Annotated in this window: 19 protein-coding genes; 9 read left to right on the top strand and 10 right to left on the bottom strand. The window is 63.3% G+C overall.

All coding sequences use genetic code 11. The annotated features are described in order from the left end of the window. Nucleotides 1-3: 3 nt before the first annotated feature. From IB234_RS03150 to IB234_RS03125, 6 genes are all read left to right on the top strand, one after another. Entirely contained in the window at nt 4-669 is a 666-nt protein-coding gene (locus IB234_RS03150; RefSeq protein ID WP_192313735.1) for an amino acid ABC transporter permease, read from the top strand. Nucleotides 670-682: 13 nt separating this feature from the next. After that, on the top strand, nt 683-1,333 hold the full coding sequence (locus tag IB234_RS03145; RefSeq protein ID WP_192313732.1) for an amino acid ABC transporter permease: 651 nt from the start codon (nt 683-685) through the stop codon (nt 1,331-1,333). Next, nucleotides 1,326-2,048, top strand: coding sequence for an amino acid ABC transporter ATP-binding protein (locus IB234_RS03140; RefSeq protein ID WP_192313728.1), 723 nt, complete (start codon nt 1,326-1,328; stop codon nt 2,046-2,048). The genes IB234_RS03145 and IB234_RS03140 overlap by 8 nt, the downstream gene beginning before the upstream one ends. A 12-nt stretch (nt 2,049-2,060) precedes the next feature. Beyond that, the gene (locus IB234_RS03135; RefSeq protein WP_192313726.1) at nt 2,061-3,098 is read left to right on the top strand and encodes a trans-3-hydroxy-L-proline dehydratase; all 1,038 of its coding nucleotides are present in this window, start codon (nt 2,061-2,063) and stop codon (nt 3,096-3,098) included. Between the two features lie 143 nt (nt 3,099-3,241). Further along, nucleotides 3,242-4,189 carry a dihydrodipicolinate synthase family protein gene (locus IB234_RS03130; protein ID WP_192313724.1) on the top strand — a complete coding sequence of 316 codons (948 nt, stop codon included), beginning with the start codon at nt 3,242-3,244 and terminating at the stop codon, nt 4,187-4,189. A gap of 131 nt (nt 4,190-4,320) precedes the next feature. After that, nucleotides 4,321-5,904: an aldehyde dehydrogenase (NADP(+)) gene (locus IB234_RS03125; RefSeq protein ID WP_192313722.1), complete on the top strand. Its 1,584-nt coding sequence runs from the start codon at nt 4,321-4,323 to the stop codon at nt 5,902-5,904. A gap of 82 nt (nt 5,905-5,986) precedes the next feature. Here the strand turns inward: IB234_RS03125 and IB234_RS03120 are convergent, their stop codons facing one another. The 3 genes from IB234_RS03120 to hexR all read right to left on the bottom strand — a co-directional run bounded on the left by IB234_RS03120 (nt 5,987) and on the right by hexR (nt 8,296). Continuing rightward, entirely contained in the window at nt 5,987-6,994 is a 1,008-nt protein-coding gene (locus tag IB234_RS03120) for an Ldh family oxidoreductase (protein WP_192313720.1), read from the bottom strand. Nucleotides 6,995-7,099: 105 nt separating this feature from the next. Next, nucleotides 7,100-7,300, bottom strand: a complete 201-nt coding sequence (locus tag IB234_RS03115; RefSeq protein ID WP_192313718.1) for a PA3496 family putative envelope integrity protein — start codon at nt 7,298-7,300, stop codon at nt 7,100-7,102. A gap of 129 nt (nt 7,301-7,429) precedes the next feature. Continuing rightward, a complete protein-coding gene (gene hexR, locus IB234_RS03110; RefSeq protein ID WP_192313716.1) occupies nt 7,430-8,296 on the bottom strand; it encodes a transcriptional regulator HexR in 867 nt (288 codons plus the stop codon). Between the two features lie 115 nt (nt 8,297-8,411). Between hexR and zwf the strand changes: the two genes are divergently transcribed. After that, on the top strand, nt 8,412-9,902 hold the full coding sequence (gene zwf, locus IB234_RS03105; RefSeq protein ID WP_192313714.1) for a glucose-6-phosphate dehydrogenase: 1,491 nt from the start codon (nt 8,412-8,414) through the stop codon (nt 9,900-9,902). 173 nt (nt 9,903-10,075) lie between these two features. Continuing rightward, the gene (gene pbpG, locus IB234_RS03100) at nt 10,076-10,996 is read left to right on the top strand and encodes a D-alanyl-D-alanine endopeptidase (protein WP_412547892.1); all 921 of its coding nucleotides are present in this window, start codon (nt 10,076-10,078) and stop codon (nt 10,994-10,996) included. A gap of 128 nt (nt 10,997-11,124) precedes the next feature. On the opposite strand, the gene IB234_RS03095 is transcribed toward pbpG, so the two are convergent. The 7 genes from IB234_RS03095 to IB234_RS03065 all read right to left on the bottom strand — a co-directional run bounded on the left by IB234_RS03095 (nt 11,125) and on the right by IB234_RS03065 (nt 19,402). After that, nucleotides 11,125-13,143, bottom strand: a complete 2,019-nt coding sequence (locus IB234_RS03095; protein ID WP_192313712.1) for an acyltransferase family protein — start codon at nt 13,141-13,143, stop codon at nt 11,125-11,127. A 575-nt stretch (nt 13,144-13,718) separates the two neighbouring features. After that, on the bottom strand, nt 13,719-14,372 hold the full coding sequence (locus tag IB234_RS03090; protein ID WP_192313709.1) for an NAD(P)H-dependent oxidoreductase: 654 nt from the start codon (nt 14,370-14,372) through the stop codon (nt 13,719-13,721). Between the two features lie 60 nt (nt 14,373-14,432). Continuing rightward, nucleotides 14,433-14,810 carry a MerR family transcriptional regulator gene (locus tag IB234_RS03085; protein WP_192313707.1) on the bottom strand — a complete coding sequence of 126 codons (378 nt, stop codon included), beginning with the start codon at nt 14,808-14,810 and terminating at the stop codon, nt 14,433-14,435. 47 nt (nt 14,811-14,857) lie between these two features. Further along, on the bottom strand, nt 14,858-16,207 hold the full coding sequence (locus IB234_RS03080; protein WP_192313704.1) for a glutamine synthetase family protein: 1,350 nt from the start codon (nt 16,205-16,207) through the stop codon (nt 14,858-14,860). Nucleotides 16,208-16,225: 18 nt separating this feature from the next. Further along, entirely contained in the window at nt 16,226-16,783 is a 558-nt protein-coding gene (locus IB234_RS03075; protein WP_192313701.1) for a helix-turn-helix domain-containing protein, read from the bottom strand. A 23-nt stretch (nt 16,784-16,806) separates the two neighbouring features. Beyond that, nucleotides 16,807-18,093: an NAD(P)/FAD-dependent oxidoreductase gene (locus tag IB234_RS03070; protein WP_192315538.1), complete on the bottom strand. Its 1,287-nt coding sequence runs from the start codon at nt 18,091-18,093 to the stop codon at nt 16,807-16,809. A gap of 97 nt (nt 18,094-18,190) precedes the next feature. Beyond that, nucleotides 18,191-19,402 carry a helix-turn-helix transcriptional regulator gene (locus IB234_RS03065; RefSeq protein ID WP_225580225.1) on the bottom strand — a complete coding sequence of 404 codons (1,212 nt, stop codon included), beginning with the start codon at nt 19,400-19,402 and terminating at the stop codon, nt 18,191-18,193. A 201-nt stretch (nt 19,403-19,603) separates the two neighbouring features. On the opposite strand from IB234_RS03065, the gene IB234_RS03060 reads away from it, so the two are divergent. After that, complete coding sequence (locus IB234_RS03060) at nt 19,604-20,383, top strand: DUF3667 domain-containing protein (protein ID WP_192313698.1); 780 nt, start codon at nt 19,604-19,606, stop codon at nt 20,381-20,383. Nucleotides 20,384-20,483: the final 100 nt, after the last annotated feature.

The following is a 20,483-nucleotide window of genomic DNA, read 5'->3' as shown; positions in this document are numbered from 1 at the left end:
TCGATGTTCGATTACACCTTCCACTGGCGCACAGCGCTCAAGGCGCTACCCGACATGCTGTCGGGCGCCTGGGTCACCCTGGAGACGGCAGCCCTGTCGATGCTCTTCGGTACCCTGATCGCCCTGCTGCTGACGGTGATGCGGCAGATGCAGCACCCGGTGCCCCGGCACTTCGCCAACACCTGGGTCTCCATCGCCCGCAACACCCCGTCGCTGTTCCAGATCTACATCCTCTACTTTGGTCTCGGCAGCTTCGGCCTACACGTCAGTTCGTGGGTCGCTCTGCTCGCCGGTATCACCTTCAACAATGCCGGCTACCTGGCGGAGAACTTCCGCGGAGGCCTCAAGGCGGTGCCCGATACCCAGATGCGCGCGGCGCGCTCGCTGGGCATGAGTGCCTTCCAGGCCTACCGGATGATCATCATTCCGCAGCTGCTGCGCATCGTCTTCTACCCACTGTCCAACCAGATGGTCTGGGCGGTGCTGATGACGTCGCTGGGCGTGATCGTCGGGTTGAACAACGACCTGACCGGCGTCACCCAGGACTTCAACGTGAAGACCTTCCGCACCTTCGAGTACTTCGCCATCGCGGCGGTGCTCTATTACCTGATCGCCAAGACCATCGTGCTCGTCGCACGCCTGATGGCCTGGCGCCTGTTCCGTTACTGAGGAAGGACTGAGCATGTTCGAAACCAGTCTCACCTCGAATGACCTGCTGTTCCTGCTCAAGGGCGCCTGGGTCACCCTGGAGCTGACCGTCGGCGCCATGCTGATCGGCACCATTGCCGGCGTGCTGTTCGGCCTGCTGCGCTCCGTCCTGCCCCGCGCCACCTTGCCGCTGGCCTGGGTGCTGGACGTGTTCCGCAGCGTGCCGCTGCTGATCCAGTTCGTCCTGTTCAACTCCCTGAAGAGCATCGCAGGGGTCGACATAAGTGCCTTCGCTGTCGGCTGCGTCGTGCTCGGCGTGTATGCCGCGTCGTTCTGCACCGAGATCGTCCGCAGTGGCGTGCTCGCCGTGCCACCAAACCTGCGTCGCGCTTCACGCTCGCTGGGCATGAGCTACTGGCAGGACATGCGCCACATCGTGCTGCCGATCGCCACCCGCGTGGCGTTCCCCGGCTGGCTCAATCTGGTGCTGTCGGTGATGAAGGACACCGCGCTGGTCATGTGGATCGGCATCGTCGAGCTGTTGCGAGCCTCGCAGACCATCGTTACCCGCATTCAAGAGCCGCTGCTGGTGCTGTGCATCGCCGGCCTCATCTATTACGTCATGAGCCTGGTGGTGGCCCGCCTGGGCGCCCGGCTGGAAAAAAGGTGGCAGGAAAATGATTGAGATCGACAACGTCCATAAATCCTTCGGCGACCTCGAAGTCATCAAGGGCGTCAGCCTGACAGTGGAAAAAGGCGAGGTGGTGTCGATCATCGGCGGCTCCGGCTCCGGCAAGTCGACTCTGCTGATGTGCATCAACGGCCTGGAGCCGATCCAGAAGGGCAGTATCCGCGTCGACGGCACCGAGGTGCATGCACCGGGCACCGATCTGAACAAGCTGCGGCAGAAGATCGGCATCGTGTTCCAGCAGTGGAATGCCTTCCCGCACCTGACCGTGTTGGAGAACGTCATGCTGGCGCCGCGCAAGGTGCTCGGCCTGAGCAAGGAAGAAGCCGAAGCCATGGCCGTCAAGCAGCTTACCCACGTGGGCCTGGGCGACAAGTTCAAGGTGTTCCCCAACAAGCTCTCCGGTGGCCAGCAGCAACGCATGGCCATCGCCCGCGCGCTGGCCATGAGTCCTGACTACATGCTGTTCGACGAAGCCACCAGCGCCCTTGATCCGCAGTTGGTGGGCGAGGTGCTGGACACCATGCGCCTGCTCGCCGAGGAAGGCATGACCATGATCCTGGTCACCCACGAGATCCGCTTCGCTCGTGACGTGTCCGACCGCGTGGCGTTCTTCCGCAATGGCCTGGTGCATGAGATCGGCTCGCCCGAGCAGGTCATCGGCAACCCACAGCGGCCGGAAACCGCCGATTTCCTCAAATCCGTCAACTAAGAGGCCAACGCCGTGCGCTCCAGTAAGGTCATTCATGTAGTCAGCTGCCACGCCGAGGGCGAGGTGGGTGATGTCATCGTCGGCGGCGTCACCCCCCCGCCGGGCGATACCCTGTGGCAGCAGTCGCGCTGGATCGAACAGGACGACTTCCTGCGCAACTTCGTGCTCAACGAGCCGCGCGGCGGCGTGTTCCGCCACGTCAACCTGCTGGTCCCGGCGAAGAATCCGAAAGCGCAGATGGGCTGGATCATCATGGAGCCGGCCGACGTACCGCCGATGTCCGGCTCCAACTCGCTGTGCGTGGCCACGGTGCTACTCGACAGCGGCATCCTGCCGATGACCGAACCGCAGACCCGGCTGACCCTGGAAGCCCCTGGCGGTCTGGTGGAAGTGGTCGCCGACTGCAAGGACGGCAAGGCCGAACGTGTCGAGGTGAAGAACGTACCGTCCTTCGCCGACAAGCTCGACGCCTGGATCGAGGTCGAAGGCATCGGCTCGCTGCAGGTGGACACCGCCTATGGCGGTGACAGCTTCGTCATCGTCGACGCACACAAGCTGGGCTTTTCCATCGCCCCGGACGAGGCGGCGGATCTGGTCGCCACCGGGCTGAAGATCACCCGGGCGGCCAACCAGCAGCTCGGCTTCAGCCATCCGCTGAATCCGGACTGGAGCCATATCTCCTTCTGCCAGATCGCCGCCCCGGTGGTGCGCGAGAACGGCATCGCCACCGGCGCCAATGCGGTGGTGATCCGCCCCGGCAAGATCGACCGTTCGCCGTGCGGCACCGGTTGCTCGGCGCGCATGGCGGTGCTGCACGCCAAGGGTCAACTGGCGGTGGGCGAGCGCTTCATCGGCCGCTCGATCATCGGTTCGGAGTTCCATTGCCGCATCGACTCGCTGACCGAAGTCGCCGGTCGTACTGCGATTTACCCCTGCCTGTCCGGGCGCGCCTGGATCACCGGCACGCACCAGCACCTGCTCGATCCGAGCGATCCGTGGCCGACCGGCTATCGCCTGTCGGACACCTGGCCGGTCGAGCTGAAGCTGTAGTACCTGTTTTGTTAAAAATCTGAAAACCGCCGGCTCGCCGGCGCTATGAACCGGGCCCCGGCCCAACCCATGGAAACAAGGGTTCATAACGACCACTTGTTTTCGTATACGAAATACTCTGACTCTGCCCAGGAGGCACTAGCATGAGCAGCAACATCTTCACTGGCACCATCCCCGCCCTGATGACCCCTTGCACCGCCGATCGCAAGCCGGACTTCGATGCCTTGGTGCGCAAGGGCCAAGAGCTGATCAAAGCCGGCATGAGCGCCGTGGTCTATTGCGGCTCCATGGGCGACTGGCCGCTGCTCACCGAGGCCGAGCGCCAGGAAGGGGTGGCACGCCTGGTCGCCGCCGGCATCCCGACCATCGTCGGCACCGGTGCGGTGAACAGCCGCGAAGCGGTGTCCCACGCCGCCCACGCCGCCAAGGTCGGCGCCCATGGCCTGATGGTCATCCCGCGCGTGCTGTCCCGTGGCGCGTCGCCAGCCGCCCAGGAAGCCCACTTCGCCGCCATTCTCGAGGCGGCGCCGAAGCTGCCGGCCGTGATCTACAACAGCCCGTACTACGGCTTCGCCACCCGCGCCGACCTGTTCTTCAAGCTGCGTCGCCAGTACCCCAACCTGATCGGCTTCAAGGAGTTCGGCGGCGCCGCCGACATGCGCTACGCCGCCGAGCACATCACCTCGAAGGATGACCAGGTGATCCTCATGGCCGGTGTCGATACCCAGGTGGTGCATGGCTTCGTCAATTGCGGTGCCACCGGTGCCATTACCGGTATCGGTAACGCCCTGCCGCGCGAAGTGCTACAGCTGGTCGAGCTGAGCAAGCAGGCTGCCAAGGGCGACGCCGTGGCCCGCCGCCGTGCGCTGGAGCTGTCCGACGCGTTGAACGTGCTGTCGTCCTTCGACGAGGGCTGCGACCTGGTCCTCTACTACAAGTACCTGATGGTGCTGAACGGCGACCAGGAATATGCCCTGCACTTCAATGAGACCGATGTACTGAGCGATGCCCAGCGCAACTACGCCGAGACCCAGTACAAGCTGTTCCGCCAGTGGTACGCCAACTGGTCGGCCGAACACAACCTCGCCTGACCGCCATACTTCGGCCGGGTGCTTCCAGCGCATCCGGCCGATCCGGCATGCAATAACCAGGTTGATCGGCTACTGCCGCTATCAACCGGGCAGGTAAGGCCTTTCCCTACCCGTCCCAACAGGAGCTAACAATGTCCGCCACCATCGGCCACAACTTCATCGCCGGCAGCCGTAGCGCCGCCGGCCAGATCACCCTGCAGAGCCTCGACGCCACCACCGGCGAGGCGCTGCCCTACAGCTTCCACCAGGCCACCGAGGCCGAGGTGGATGCCGCCGTCCGTGCCGCCGAAGCCTCCTATCCGATCTACCGCCAGCTGAGCCCGGAGCGCCGCGCCGCCTTCCTCGATGCCATTGCCGACGAGATCGACGCCCTCGGCGACGACTTCGTCCAGCTGGTGTGCCGAGAGACAGCCCTGCCGGCCGCACGCATCCAGGGCGAGCGCGGCCGTACCAGCGGCCAGATGCGCCTGTTCGCCAAAGTACTGCGCCGCGGCGATTTCCACGGCGCGCGCATCGACCGGGCCCTGCCCGAACGCCAGCCGCTGCCGCGCCCGGACCTGCGCCAGTACCGCACCGGCGTCGGCCCGGTAGCGGTGTTCGGCGCCAGCAACTTCCCGCTGGCCTTCTCCACCGCCGGTGGCGACACCGCGGCCGCACTGGCCGCCGGCTGCCCGGTAGTGTTCAAGGCCCATAGCGGCCACATGGCCACTGCCGATTACGTGGCCACAGCCATCGTCCGCGCGGCAGAGAAAGCCGGCATGCCGGCCGGCGTGTTCAATATGGTCTACGGTGGCGGAGTCGGCGAGTGGCTGGTCAAGCACCCGGCAATCCAGGCGGTCGGCTTCACCGGCTCGCTGAAGGGTGGCCGCGCCCTGTACGACATGGCCGCTGCGCGCCCACAGCCGATCCCGGTATTCGCCGAGATGAGCTCGATCAATCCGGTGCTGGTGCTACCCGCCGCCCTGCAGACGCGTGGCGAGAAAATCGCCCGTGAACTGGCCGACTCGGTCGTGCAGGGCTGCGGCCAGTTCTGCACCAACCCCGGCCTGGTCATCGGCATCGCCTCGCCAGCCTTCAGCGTGTTCACCGCCAGCCTGATTGCCGAGATCGGCCAGCGCCCGGCGCAGACCATGCTCAACGCCGGCACCCTGAGCAGCTACGAGCACGGCCTGGCCGCACTGCGCGCCCATTCGGGCGTGAAGCATCTGGCCGGTCAGCCACAGGAAGGCCGCCAGGCCCGCCCACAGCTGTTCCAGGCCGATGTCTCCCTGCTGCTGAACGGCGACGAGCTGCTGCAGGAAGAAGTGTTCGGCCCCGTGACCGTGATCGTGGAAGTGGCCGACAAGGCCGAGCTGATCCGCGCGCTGCAGGGTCTTCGCGGCCAGCTGACCGCCACCCTGACCGCCGACCCAGCCGATCTGGAAGTCCACGGCGACCTGTTGCCGCTGCTGGAGCAGAAGGTTGGTCGGGTGCTGTTCAACGGCTATCCGACTGGCGTGGAAGTGTGCGACGCGATGGTCCATGGCGGCCCCTACCCGGCCACTTCGGATGCACGCGGCACCTCGGTCGGCAGCCTGGCCATCGACCGCTTCCTGCGCCCGGTGTGCTACCAGAACTGCCCGGACGCCCTGCTACCGGACGCCCTGAAAAACGCCAACCCGCTGGGCCTGGCTCGGCTGGTCGACGGCATTACCACGCGAGAATCTCTGGCCTGAAACACAACTTGTGTCGGCTCAGACACCAGCGATTCTCTCCCTCAGCCCCGGTTCGCCGGGGCTTTTTTTGCCTGCGAGAACGCTATTTCAATAGCGCCTGCAGATCGTGGTAAAGGCCATCGTTGATCTCCACGCCCTCCACCAGACTCTTCGCCCGCGCCTCGTAGCGGCGCTGCGACGGCAACCGCGCGCCCTGACCCTGGATAGCCTCGAACAGCCCTTCGGCGCGAGCCAGGTGCTGGTCGGCCTGTTCACCGAGGAAGCGTTGCGGGTCGAGGGCGATGATCAGTTCGCCGTGGTACGGCAGGGCATTCACGCCCCCGTCAAATTCACCGGATTCGAGGCTGGTGAGGTCGCCGATCAGCGGCCCGGCGATCAGCTCGATCATCGCCGACAGGGCCGAGCCCTTGTGCCCGCCGAAGGTCAGCATGGCGCCGTGGTCAAGCACCTCGGCGGCCTCGCTGCTCGGTTGACCATCGCGATCGACACCCCAGCCGGCCGGCAGGGGCGCGCCGGAGCGACGGTGCAGCTCGATCTCGCCACGCGCTACGGCGCTAGTGGCGAAGTCGAAGACGAAGGGATGACCACCAACTCGCGGCCAGCCGAAGGCAATGGGATTAGTGCCGAACAGCGGACGGCTGCCGCCGGTCGGCGCCACATAGGCCTGAGTGGGGTTGCAGGCCAGCGCCACCAGACCCAGCTCGGTGAGCGCCTCCATCTCCGCCCACAACGCGGAGAAGTGCACGCAACGGTTGATCGCCATGGCGGCGATGCCACTGCGCCTTGCCTTGTCGGCCAGCAGCGGCAGGCCGGCAGCGAATGCCAGCTGGGAGAAGCCACCATGTGCGTCCACCCGCACCAGCGCCGGTGCCTGGTCGATCACCTCGGGTTCGGCATCGGCCACCGCCTTGCCGGACTTGAGCGTGCGCACGATGCCGAGCAGGCGCCACAGGCCGTGGGAGGTACAGCCATCGCGTTCGCCGGCGGTCACGGTGGCGGCGATGGCCTGTGCAAAGGCTTCGCTGAAACCGGCGTGGCGCAGAATGTCGGCGGCCAGCTCATGGGCCTCGGTGAGGGTCAGTCGGGTCATAACGGGCTCCTGGCAGTCTGCCCGTTACAGTGGCCTCTTGCCGCTGCCGAGGCTTGATCGCTTTGCACGTGCGGCATGCCGAATTCGGCATACCGTGCGCAGGGTTCAGGCCGCGTGGCGCTGCGGGCTGCGCGTGATGGAGAGAAAATCAGTGAGGATCAGATCGGGGTAGCCGCCGAGCTCCTGCTGCATCCGGCGCTGCTCGGCGTATTCCTCGATGGCGCGGCGGAACGCCATGCGACGCTGGTCTTCCAGCTTGCGGCGGGTCTTGCTGTCGAGGATGGGTTCTTCGAAATGCAGGTTCATCGCGGCGCTCCTGGTCCGTTTACCGGGAGCTCAGCATGCGCGCCTGAGCGTGACGCTTTGAGGGCGCGTCGATGAATCTTGCGTGACCAAGGGTCTGCTCCCGGTTCGCGAACGAAGCCGGAGCAGTACCTAATCTTCCGCGCTGCGCACCGACTTGGGCGACAGGCGCAGGCTGCGCAGGCTGCGCTTGACGCTCTTGAGGTGATTGACCAGGTCCGGGCCACGGGCCATGGCCACACCCATGGCCAGCACGTCGATCACCACCAGATGGGCGATACGCGAGGTCAGCGGGGTGTAGATCTCGGTGTCTTCCTGCACATCAATGGCCAGGTTGACCGTAGCCAGATCGGCCAGCGGGGTCTGGCTGGGACACAGGGTGATCAGCGTGGCGCCGGACTCGCGCACCAGGTTGGCGGTGATCAGCAGGTCCTTGGAGCGGCCGGACTGGGAAATGCAGATGGCCACATCGTGGGGCTTCAGCGTCACCGCGCTCATCGCCTGCATATGCGGGTCCGAGTACGCTGCAGCCGTCAGCAGCAGGCGGAAGAACTTGTGCTGGGCATCGGCCGCCACCGCACCGGAGGCACCGAAACCGTAGAACTCGATACGCTGGGCATTGGCAATGGCGTTGACGGCCCGCTCCAGCTCGCGCGGGTCGAGGCGCTCGCGCACCTCCATCAGGGTGTGCAGGGTGGTGTCGAAGATCTTCAGGCTGAAGTCCGCCACCGAGTCGTTCTCGCTGATCGAGAACTGACCGAAGCTGGCCCCCGCCGCAAGGCTCTGCGCCAGCTTCAGCTTGAGGTCCTGGAAACCGCTGCAACCGATTGCACGACAGAAGCGCACGATGGTCGGCTCGCTGATGCCGACCTCGTGGGCCAGGTCGGCCATGGAGCTGTGCATCACCGCCGAAGGGTCCTGCAGGACGTGATCGGCGACCTTCAGTTCGGACTTGCGGAGCAGGTGACGGGACTGGGCGATATGCTGCAGAAGATTCACAGGCGGGACTCTGTTGTCGGTTCGATGGAAACCGCAGGTGCGATGGCCAACCGGCTCGCTGCGGTTTCACCCAGGCTGTTATGATCGGGCTGTAGTGATCTTGTAGTTATACTACATGAATGCCAAACCCGCACAGGCAAACCAGCCCGGAGGCCCCTCGTTGAACAGTCCTTGTGACATGCTGGTGTTTGGCGGTACCGGCGACCTAGCCCTGCACAAGCTGCTGCCGGCGCTCTACCACCTGCACCGCGACGGCCGCCTGAGCATGGACATGCGCATCCTGGCGGTAGCGCGCAACGTACTGAATCGGGCCGAGTACCAGTCGCTGGCTGAGCGCCGGGTGCGCGCCCAGGTCGCCCGCAGCGACTTCGACAACGATACCTGGGCCAGCTTCGCCGCGCGCCTCGACTACTTCGCCATGGACCTGTCGCACACCGCCGAATTCGGCCGCCTCGGCAAGTTCCTCGGTACCAGCGCCTGCAACCGCGGACGCATCTACTACCTGGCCACCGCCCCCGACCTGTTCGAAGCCATCGCCGAGAACCTGGCCCTTGTCGGCCTGGCTGGCAGCGATACGCGCATCGTGCTGGAAAAGCCGATCGGCCGCTCGCTGGAGTCGGCCCGCGAGATCAACGCCGCCATCGGCGCGGCGTTCAGCGAGGCGCAGGTGTTCCGTATCGACCACTACCTGGGCAAGGAGACGGTGCAGAACCTGATGGCGCTGCGCTTCGCCAACGCCCTGTTCGAGCCGATCTGGCGCGCCGGGCACATCGACCACGTGCAGATCAGCGTGAACGAGACGCTCGGCGTGGAGAACCGCGGCGCCTACTACGACCACGCCGGCGCCATGCGCGACATGGTGCAGAACCACCTGCTGCAGCTGCTGTGCCTGGTCGCCATGGAAGCGCCAGTGCGCTTCGACGCCGAGTCGGTGCGCAACGAGAAGGTGAAGATCCTCGAAGCGCTGAAACCTATCGCCGGCCTCGACGTACACGACAAGACCGTGCGCGGCCAGTACGTGGCCGGCAAGATCGGCGGCCAGGAAGTGCCGGCCTATTACTTCGAGAAGCACGTCGACAATGACAGCGACACCGAGACCTTCGTCGCCCTGCAGGCAGAGATAGACAACTGGCGCTGGGCCGGAGTGCCCTTTTACCTGCGCACCGGCAAACGGATGGCGAAGAAGCGCTCGGAGATCGTCATCCAGTTCAAGCCGGTGCCACACCGCCTGTTCGACGGCAGCCAGGCCAACCGCCTGGTCATCAGCCTGCAGCCGGAAGAGCGCATCACCCTGCAACTGATGGGAAAGAGCCCAGGCAAGGGCATGCGCCTGACACCGATGGAGCTGGACCTGAACCTGGCCCAGGTATTCCCGCAGAAGCGCCGCTGGGACGCCTACGAGCGTCTGCTACTGGACGTGATCGAGGGCGACTCGACGCTGTTCATGCGTCGCGACGAGGTGGAGGCGGCCTGGTCCTGGATCGACCCGATCCTCAAGGGCTGGCAGGACAACTACCAGGACCCTCGCCCCTACACCGCCGGTAGCAACGGTCCGGACCAGGCCAGCACATTGCTGGAGCTGGCAGGTCGTGAGTGGGAAGACTAGGTGGCTGCGCGCAGTGCGACGCACCCGCGAGACATCCAGATATCACATCGCCACCGTTCAAGGCGGTCGTGTACACCAGCACAACCGCCTGCCCCGCGCACTCGCGTGAGACCTGCAGCACACTTATACTCCGCCCATTCGCCGGCACGGACCGCCCAGGCATCACTTCATAGGTGCGGACTCTACTCGTGAAAAAAATCTCCTTTCTCGCCGGCCTGCTGCTGACAGGCCTGGCCCTGGTCAACCCTGTCGCCCAGGCGGCGCCAAAGACCCAGGAACTCGCCTCCGGCAGTGCCTTGCTGGTCGACCTCAAGACCAACCAGATCCTCTACTCCAGTAACCCCGACCTGCAGGTACCGATCGCCTCGGTGACCAAGCTGATGACCGCCATGGTGGTGCTGGACGCCAAGCCTTCGCTCGATGAGCAGTTGAACATCGTGATCAAGGACGTGGCGGAGATGCGGGGCGTGTACTCCCGTGTACGTATCGGCAGCCAGCTGAGCCGTCGCGACATGTTGCTGTTGACCCTGATGAGTTCGGAGAATCGCGCTGCTGCCAGCCTGGCCCACCACTACCCGGGCGGCGTGCCAGCTTTCGTCGCGGCGATGAACGCCAAGGCCACAGCCCTGGGCATGAGCAACACCCGCTACCGCGAGCCGACCGGCCTGTCGGAAAAGAACGTCTCTACCGCCAACGACTTGGTCAAGCTGGTCAAGGCAGCTGGCCAGTACCCGCTGATCGGCCAGTTCAGCAGCACCCGCGAGCATGTCCAGCAGTTCGCCAAGCCGCGCTACAGCCTGGGCTTCCGCAATACCAACAGCCTGGTGCACAAGGACAACTGGAGCATCCAGCTGACCAAGACCGGCTTCACCAACGCCGCCGGCCACTGCCTGGTGATGCGTACGCAGATGGCTGGCAAGCCGGTGGCCTTCGTGGTGCTGGATGCCTTCGGAAAGTACACCCACATGGCCGACGCCAATCGCCTTAAGAAATGGCTGGAGACCGGCCAGGTGAGCAAGGTGGCGCCGGCGGCGCTGGCCTACAAGAAGCAAAAGCAGGCTGAGCGTGCGCAGACCATGCAGGCAGCGCAGTAAGCGACATCGGTGAGACCAAGCCCGGCACTATGCCGGGCTTTTTTCTGGCGCAACGAGCGCGGGGTATAGAAAAGCTCGTGAAGTACGATTGAATGTACCAAGGGGGCGAAATAAGCCTATACGCAGGTTCACCAAAGCAGCTGCTCGCGCAACCCCTCCGCTAGAACAGTTGATCCGTAACCGCTCAGATGATCATCATCAGAGTACAAGAACCTGCCATCCTTCCTTCCATAGCAATACTTTTCATCGCACAAAACTTTAGATGGATCTAATTGCCCGACTTGTGGAAATTGAGCAAGTATCTCTTCAACAAGACGCCGATGTTCGCTGTTCCTCTTCAGGAACGCTTCTTTGCTGACAGCACATGGCGATCTAAACACGCTGGTCAATCTAATAGGTCGCGCCTCGATACATGACTTTATATCAAAACCCAACTCTGGCACATTGTGCACATATATAACTTCTTTATTAGCCTTGACCAGAATATCTAGAGTATTTTTTAATCCTTCCCGGAAGACTTCAGTATTCGTCATCCCCGAATCAAAGTTTCCACCCAGCGCAATACTCCAATCCGTGAAATAATCTCCGGCAAATCCACCAAAGCCCTTGCCCGATGTATACAGCGGACCTCTGTTCACAATTATCACTCGCTTGATCTCTGGCATAACCACTATCTTGTCTATAGCCTTAGAGACACTCTCATGGCACCTTACCTTATCGACGCCTGGCCCCGGTTTTGAAGCAACATTGTAGAAAGGCAGACATCCTCCTCTGCCCCCGAAGCTGGCCAGCTTCATACCCTTCTCTGCATAGACGTCTTTCAACCCTGCGTAGATTCTGGGCCCATGACTATCACCAAGTACTATGCCATCGGGGATATCGGAATAGATGCAATCAGAGGCAGGATAGTCCTTGCATATCCATGCCTCGCCTCTTTTCATTTTAAATTCAAGCTCTGCTTGTACATCTCGAATGCTTTCCAGGCTTCCTCTCTGTGGAACTCCATCCAGTTTGAAGATGGCATACCCTACGCTTCCGACGCATGCCATAAGGACTGAAAGAGAAATTATTTTAGCCTTGCTGGAAAATTTATTTCTTAAGGGAATTTCGATAAAGCAGTATGTTAGCCAGGCCAAAAAAATCGACAGGGCCACAGCCGCAAGGCGTATCTCCGCAGAGGGAGTATCGCTTTCCAGAATTCTTGCAAATGACAGCAGTGGCCAGTGCCACAAGTACAAAGGAAAGCTGATTAGCCCAAACCAAACAGCTATCCGATTAGACAATACAATTCGATTAAAAGCGGCATCTTTCCCTGCATATATAATCAAGCAGGCACCTAGTACCGGCAGGCAAGCCCACCAGCCAGGAAAATTATCTTTCCCTATAAAAACTATAGAAGCTAATATGACCCCAGCACCTACAACAGATAGCAAGTCATTCAGCTTGGCCTTTAAGCGAGAGCAAACCATTTCTTGCCTACCACGCACAACGTACCAAGCCAATATTGCCCCGGCAATCAACTCCCAAGCACGATTATGAAAAAGGTAAAAAGCAGCTGAACTGTCTTCTGAGAGAGACTTCAGCCCGCAAAAAAACGATGCAAGCAGAAGAACAATCAGACAAGGCAAGGTAATTCTATGCCAACGCCACACCCCCCATAACACCAGCGGCCATATGATATAGAACTGCTCCTCAACCCCTAAACTCCAAAGATGGAGCAGCGGTTTGGTTTCGCCCGAGTAATCAAAATAGTCAGACTCCCGGAACAGCACAATATTTGAAGCAAATCCAACCCCTGCGACAACATGCTTTCCAAGCTGCGCATACTCATCCGCCAATAAAGCAAACCAACCAAAGCTGACTGAGAAGACTAGAACAATTAACAACGCCGGGAAAATTCTCTTTATTCGTCGCCCGTAAAAATCAAAAAAACTGAACCCGTCTACGGCCAGACCTTTCATAATGATCGTGGATATCAAAAAACCGGATATAACAAAAAATACATCCACACCAACAAAGCCACCTACAAGCTTTTTTGGAAACGCGTGAAACATCACAACAGCTAAAACCGCTATAGCACGAAGGCCATCAATGTCGGCTCTATACTTAGGGTGGAAAGGAGAGGAGTTCACTGAAGTAACTTTCATTATTCTTCTAAACTAAATTAGTAGCAATGAGACCCAAGACTCTCTTGGCTATTCCTATCAATAGCATCATATATAAAAGTTAAAACCAACGCGACCGCCAGCTTTCCTTCCATGTCTGCAACTCGTGCGAGGCTAGGGCTAGATTGGCCTGCCCGTGTCTATGTCCAGCAGGCGGTAGAGGAAAAAATCCTCGTGTGCCGCTATTGAGAGAATAATGTAGTACTTGCCCCGAGTTATCCGCATGTCCTATGTCACCTCGTTCAGGCTCAGGAACTTCATGGTCTTAAGCTTGGCGCGTACGACTCGGTATTACCCGCCGCCAGCCCCATCAGCATGCGGCTGCTGGCACCCACCAGAGCCGGCACCATGGCACCGCTCAGAGCCAGCAGTTCTTCCTGCGATTGTCGAATTGTGCTCACCTCTTACCCCTCAGTGCGCGTGATGTATGACATCCGTGGCTGCGCAGGCTTGGCCTCTAGGCTGGATCATCGAGATGCAGGCCGAGCACGCCCAGACCATGCAGGCGGCGCAGTAGCGACATCGGCAAGCAAAGCCCGGCTCGATGCCGAGCTTTTTCATTCGAGAGTACGTCGGGCTTCACTGGGCGCAGGTGTGTTCAGCCGTGTCGGGTGCCTCCTCCCAGGTGTGGTTCGCAGTTGCCCGGCTCGTGCGGCGACCTGATCCAGCCAGCGCTCACGCTGTGGCACGCTACTGGAGATCAGCGGGCCTACCCGCCATACCCGCACCGGACGGATGCCGCAGAACTCCAGGACGTTAGCCCGGATCTGGCGAATGCCCGCATCGCGATAGACCCAGCGGTAGTACCAGGGCGGGGTATCCATACTCACCAGCAACTCGGCCGTACGCCCGGCGAGCAGCGGCTCTGGCATCGCCTTGCCCGGGCGATAGCGGAAGGCAAAGCCCGGCAGCAACAGACGGTCGAACAGGCCTTTCAAGCGCGCCGGGGCGGCACCCCACCAGATGGGGAAAACGATCACCAGATGGTCGGCCCACAGCAAATCGGCGCGGACCGTCTCGAGCGCCGGCTCCAGGGTCTGGCGCTGGCGATAACCCAGGTGCAGTACCGGATCGAAATTCAGCGCTGCAAGATCCAGCCGGCGTATTTCATGGCCGGCAGCGTGGGCGGCCTCAGCATAGCGCGCCGCCATGGCGGCACAGAAACTCTGTGGGTCGGTATGGCCGAGCAGAACGAGGACGCGTTGGCCCATGGCGTGAGGTCTCCCTGAAATTCACGTCGGCCATCCTGACGCTTGCCCCTAGGGGCAGAGTCAAGGCGTGTCGAAGGCGCAATCCTCGGTGCCGATGGTGCAACTGGCGATTTCCTCGGCTACCTCTGCCAGGGCCCGGTCCAGTCGCCGCAGACGGACGATTTCAGCCTGCACGTCGCGCCGCTTGTCTTCGATGCGGATCTGCAGGGCCTGCCAGTCGGGCTGAGCAGGATCCTCGCCCAAGGCCTGACGCAGTTCACTCAGGCTGAAGCCCAGACGCTGGGCCTGGCGAATCAGCTGCACCTGCTGCAGCTGGTCGTCACCGTAGTGGCGATAGCTGCCGGCACGCGGCACCGCCCCGAGCAGCCCCTGGCTCTCATAGAGGCGAATGGCCTTGGGCGAGGCACCGGTCAGGCGTGCCAGTTCTCCGATGTACATCCACTCCTCCTGATCAGGCAGGTCGGCCCTGCATCGCTTGGGCGAGTCTAGAGGAACCAGCGGTACTCCCGCGCGCTGACTTCGTTCATGAAGTCCAGGTGGTCGTGACGCTTGTTCTCGCAGTAGACGAAGACGAACTCGGCGCCCAGCTTCTCCTTCACCACGTCGTGCGACTCCATCTCCGCCACCGCGGTGAGCATGTCCGTGGGGAAGGCTACGCCGCTGCTGCGGTCGTCGTTCAGCGAAGGAATCGGTTCACGTGCCTGGTCGAGGCCGTACTCCATGCCGCTGAGGATGGCCGCCAGCACCAGGTAGGGGTTGGCGTCGGCACCGGCCAGGCGGTGTTCGATGCGCAGGTTCTTGCCGTCCGACTCGGGAATGCGGATACACGCGTCGCGGTCCTCGAAGCCCCAGCTGGCCTGGCTGGCTGCGTTGACCCGCGAGCCGTAGCGGCGATAGGCGTTGTGGTTGGCGGCGAAGATCGGCATGCAGTGCGGCAGCAGCTCCAGGCAGCCGGCCACGGCGTGGCGCAATGGGCGCTGGCCATCGCCGTCGAGCAGGTTGTTGCCGGCCTCGTCGTAGAGGCTGACATGTACATGCATACCGCTGCCCGGTGCATCCAGGTAGGGCTTGCTCATGAAGCTGGCGCGGTAGCCATTCTTCATCGCCACACCTCGGGTGCTGCGGCAGAACAGGGCGGCCTGGTCGGCGGCGTGGAGACCGTCATCGCAGTGGGCGAAGTTGATCTCGAACTGGCCGGGACCGATCTCGGCGGTGATCACGTTGGCGTCCACGCCCTGTTCCTGTGCCGCCTCGACCATTTCGTGGAGCACGTCGGAGAAGCGCGACAGGCGCTCGATGTGCATGTTCGGCTGGTCGTCTTCGTCGTCGGTCAGTGGATCGCGCGGGTACTGCGGCAGGCCGGCATCCAGCTTGCGGTCGAACAGGTAGAACTCCAGCTCGAAGGCCACCACCGGGCGGATGCCTCGGGCCTCCAGGCGCTTCATCACGCGCGCCAACACTTCGCGCGGCTCGAACTCGATGGGCGCCTCGGTGCCGTCGGAGCTGATCAGCATTTGCCCCAGCGGCTGGTTTTCCCAGCGCACCGGCTTGAGGCTGCCGGGAATCAGGCGGCGCGGGGCATCCGGGTCGCCGTCGTTGAAGCAGTAGTCGCCGATGGGGTGCAGGCCGCCCTGGGCGCCGAGCAGCACGCAGTTCTGCGGCAGCTTGAGCGGGCTGCCGGCGGCAACCTTCTCCAGCATGTCGAGTGGGTAGCGCTTGCCATAGAAATGCCCGGGAATGTCCAGGCAGATCAGGTCGACGTAACGTACCTCGGGATGGGCGGCGCGGAAGGCGCGGACTTCGCTGAGCAGGTCGGGGAATCTTGTTGTTGTCATGGCGATATCTGCGGCGGGTCAGGTGAAGACCCAGAGCACTCGGGTGGGTTGGTCGGTAAGGTTGGCGTAGCGGAAGCTGGCGTGCGGCGGCAGTTGGAAGCTGTCGCGCGGGCCGAGGGTGACGGGCTCGGCGTCGTCGCCGTACCAGACGGTCAGCTCGCCTTCGAGGACGAAGCCGCCCTGCTCGGAGCTGTCATTCAGGTGCCCTTCACCGCTGGTGGCGCCGGGTTCGAGGAAGCTCTCGAGCATGGCGAAGCCTCCGGCCATGCCCGGCGAGGCCAGCACATCGGTGATGCCTCCGGCGTAGTACAGCGTGCGGCGCTCGTCCGGGCGGGTCACCCAGCGCACCGCGCGCGGGTGGCCCGGGTTGTAGAAATAGGTGGTGGGCACGCCCAGCGCTTCGCTGATGGCGGTGAGGTCGGCCACCGTCGGGCGCGACAGGCCGCGCTCGACCTGGGACAGGAAGCCCACCGAGCGGCCAATGCGCTCGGCCAGTTCGTTGAGGGTCAGGTTCTTGTGCTTGCGCAGGTCGCGCACCAGGATCGCGAGGCCTTCGATTTGTTCCTGCTTGTCCATGCCGATTCCGTATCCGGTTGAGTTCAGATCACATCGCGCAGACGGTACCAGGCCTTGCCCACGGCCTCGATGGGCGCGGCCAGCAGGTCGCCGCCGGGGAAGCGCGGGTTGCTCAGCCCCTGATACAGGCCGAGCAGCTCCTCGTCGCCGAGGATTGCGTCGCTCACGGCGCGCGCGGCAGCCAGGGTCGGCAGGATGCCGTGGCCGGAGAAACCCTGCAGCCAGAACTTGTGGCCCTGACGGCCGACGTCCGGCGTGCGGTGCAGGGTGCAGTCGATGTGACCGCCCCAGCCGTAGTCGATCTGCACCCCGCGCAGCTGCGGGAAGACCCGCTCGAGGTAGGGCCGGGTGGCCGCCGGCACGTCCGCCGGGATGCCGCCCAGGTAGGTGCAGCCGCCGCCGAACAGCAGGCGGTTGTCCGGGGTGACGCGGAAGTAGTCCGGCACGAACTGGTTGTCGATGGCGCAGGTGCCGCGCGGGAACAGCGAGCGCGCCAGTTCCGGCTCCAGCGGCGCGGTGGCGACCTGGTAGGAGCCGACCGGCAGCAGGCGCCGGGACAGCTCCGGGTCGAGGCGGTCGAGGTAGGCGTTGCAGGCCAGCACCAGCACATCACTGCGAACCTCCCCCTGCTCGGTGCGGGCGACGAAGCCGGCATCGGTCTCGCGATAGTCGAGTGCCCGGGTCTGCTCGAAGATCCGGCCGCCGGCCGCCTCGATGGCGCCGGCCAGCCCTTGGGCCAGCTTCAGCGGGTTGAGATGGGCGGCGCCGGAATCGTGCAGCGCGGCCAGGTAGCGCGGGCTGGCGATCCATGCCGGCAGTTCCTCCCTGGGGATGAAACTGAGCCGCTGGTAGCCGTACTGACGCTCGGCTTCGTCCAGGCTTTCCTGCAGTTGCCGGACCCGGCGCGGCAGCACGGCGGTGTAGAGGGCACCGGTGCGGTAGTCGATGTCGAAACGGTGACGCTCGGGCAGCTCGCGCATTTCCTCGGCGGCCCAGACCATGCTGTCCCACAGCCGGCGGGCACGTTCAAGGCCCAAGGCCTTTTCCAGCGGCGGCATGTCGCAGGACCAGCCCGGCAGGGCCTGGCCGCCGTTGCGCCCGGAAGCGGCCCAGGCGATGCGGCTGGCGTCGAGGATCACCACCTTTTTGCCGGCGAGCGCCAGGCGCAGCCCGGTGTGCAGGCCGCTGAAGCCGCCGCCGACGATCAGCACGTCGCAGTCGGTCCGCTCCTGCAGGCGCGGGCGCAGGGGAATCTGGCCATAGGTGCCGGCGTAGTAGGTTCCGATGTGCTGGGCGGATTGCTTGAACATGGCAGCCATGTGAAATTATTCATTTATTTTTCATGAAAAATCTCATGAATAATTTCACATGGCAAGAGCGACTTGCCAGAACCGGCACCGGATACCGTTATGACAGCGCTGCGGCTTGAGCGGGGGCGAGCAACATGAGGCGCGCCACCAGCGCGAGCAACTCCTGCTGGCGCTGTGTCTGCGTCTTGTCGAGCAGCGTGCTCATCTGGGTACGTACGGTGGAGATGCGCACGCCACGCGCCGCGGCGAAACCCTGTGGGGTCTGCCCCCGCATCAGTGCCAGCAGCAGCTCGGACTCCGCCGGGCTCAAGCGATATGCCTGGCGTGCTAGAGCAACCGCGGCGGCGCTATCCAGGCTGCGTTCCATTGCCACCCAGGCCACCCCCGGCGCGCCATGGTCCAGGCCCAGCTCCGCCAGTTCGGCAATGGCCAGGGTGACCAGCAACACGCCACCCGGCAGCTCCACGCAGCCACTGCGGCCTTGCAGCGATTGCTGGAACAGCGCCCGCAGCACGGCCGGCGCCGTGCTGGCAAGCACGCTGCCACGTTGCAGTGCACGCAACACACCGCCCTCCGGGCGCTCGCACAGCACGCGCGCACGGGCATTTGCATGCAGGAGGCGACCGCCACTGTCGAAGAACAGTACCCCCAGGGGAAGCCGCTCCATCAAGGTTTCGAGACCGCGCGCACGGGAACGCAGCGCCACCATTTCGCGATGCAGGAAGGCGGCGTGCTGCACGGCGACGAATTCGGTCTGGAAGCGTCGTACCTCATCATGGCTGAAGCCCTGGTCATCGCCCTGGCGATAGATGGACATGAACAGGTTGCCCACCGGATGCTTCGCGCCCTGACCGCCGCCGAACATGCGCGTACCGATGCCATAGGTACGCAGGAAGTCGTTGTAGATCTCGCTATGGCGAAAGCCACGCGTATGTTGCACCGGGGCGTCCGTGGCCACCCATACGCCCGGCGTACCCCGCACCGCCAGGCGCTCACGCTCGGCCATGGCGGCGTCCCACAGCGGGTCATGGAGTCGATAGTGGCTGGCGTAGCGCTGCGCGGCCTCGGGCGTCACCCCCATCGCCAGCAGTGCTGGCGTGCCCTCGCTCGACGGTGAACGCAGCCAGTAATCCACGTCCGGATGCATGGCGAACTCGGCGCCCCATTGGGCCAGCTGCTCCAGCCCGCTGGCCAAAAAGGCTCCCCCCAGCAGGTCGGCACGAAAGCTGGTCGCATAGCGCGACAGCGCGTCGCTGAAGCGCGTCTCGTCGGCCACCGCGCCCATCAGATCGCCCAATGCCGGATGCAAGGCAATTCCTTTTCAAGCTGTGAGACGTCTGATGATAGAGGCTCCGCACCGCACGCCCATCCTCTAGGTGACGGATAGGCGGTGTTCGGTGGGCTTTCTAAGATCCCCGTCACAGTGTTGTTGCCTCGATGAGCACGGCCTCGCCGCCGCCGATCGATGCTCAAGCTGTCGTCCACTTCGATCGTCATGGAACGTCTCCTGGTGAATACGATCACCGACACCCTGTTTGATACCACCTCCTGCCTGAACTGCGCGGCACCGCTCGGCGGCCCCTACTGCGCGCAGTGCGGACAGAAGAAGGCGGGGCGCATGGGCGTGGCCACCGTGCGCAAGGAAGCCTGGGCGCGCTTTCGCTGGTTCGAATGGCGCGTCCTGCTCAATGCCCTGCGTGTCCTGCGCGCGCCAGGTGGCATGGCGCGCGAGTACGTACTCGGCCGCCGCAAGGACCTACCGCATCCGCTGACCTTGCTCTGCCTGGCCATCGGCCTGCTCCTACTGGTGCTGAGCCATACCGAATACCTCAGGCCCGTGCTGCCGAGCGAGGCAGCGCAACGCGTGTACGCGCTGGTCACGAGCTATTCCAAGTGGTCGTTCTCACTGGGCGTGGTAGCCGCCTACCTGAGCGCGTGGTGTCTGTTCCGCCGTCGCCTGGGCTACAACGCCACCGAGCTGCTGGCCTTGGCGCTGTATTGCCAGGCGGTGTTCATCGCCTGGCAGATGATCAACCAGTTGCCTCTGGTGCTGGCGCCCTCCCCGGCACTGCTGCACTGGCACAGGCAGTGGTCGCCCTGGTACATGACGACACTGCAGGCGCTGGTGTTCATCGGCGCGCTGCGACAGTTCTTCCTCGCCGAGCTGCGCCGCGATGGCTGGCGGCTGGTGCTGGCCGGTGCGCTGTTCGCCCTGCTCAAGTGGCAGGCCACGCAACTCTATGCCCACGCCGTGGTGGCGTGGGTGCTGTGGCAGAGGGACGCGGGATGAAGAAGAGGCTCATTCACCTGAATGATGGGCGCCGTCCGGATGCCTGCATACCATAGCCGCCGCCACAAGGAAGACAGCGCTGCCGACACGAACCCGCGTG

Source organism: Pseudomonas sp. PDM16 (assembly GCF_014851865.1).
GTDB lineage: Bacteria > Pseudomonadota > Gammaproteobacteria > Pseudomonadales > Pseudomonadaceae > Aquipseudomonas.
The sequence above is the reverse complement of the archived record's forward strand: the minus strand, read 5'-3'. Positions and strand labels throughout refer to the sequence as shown.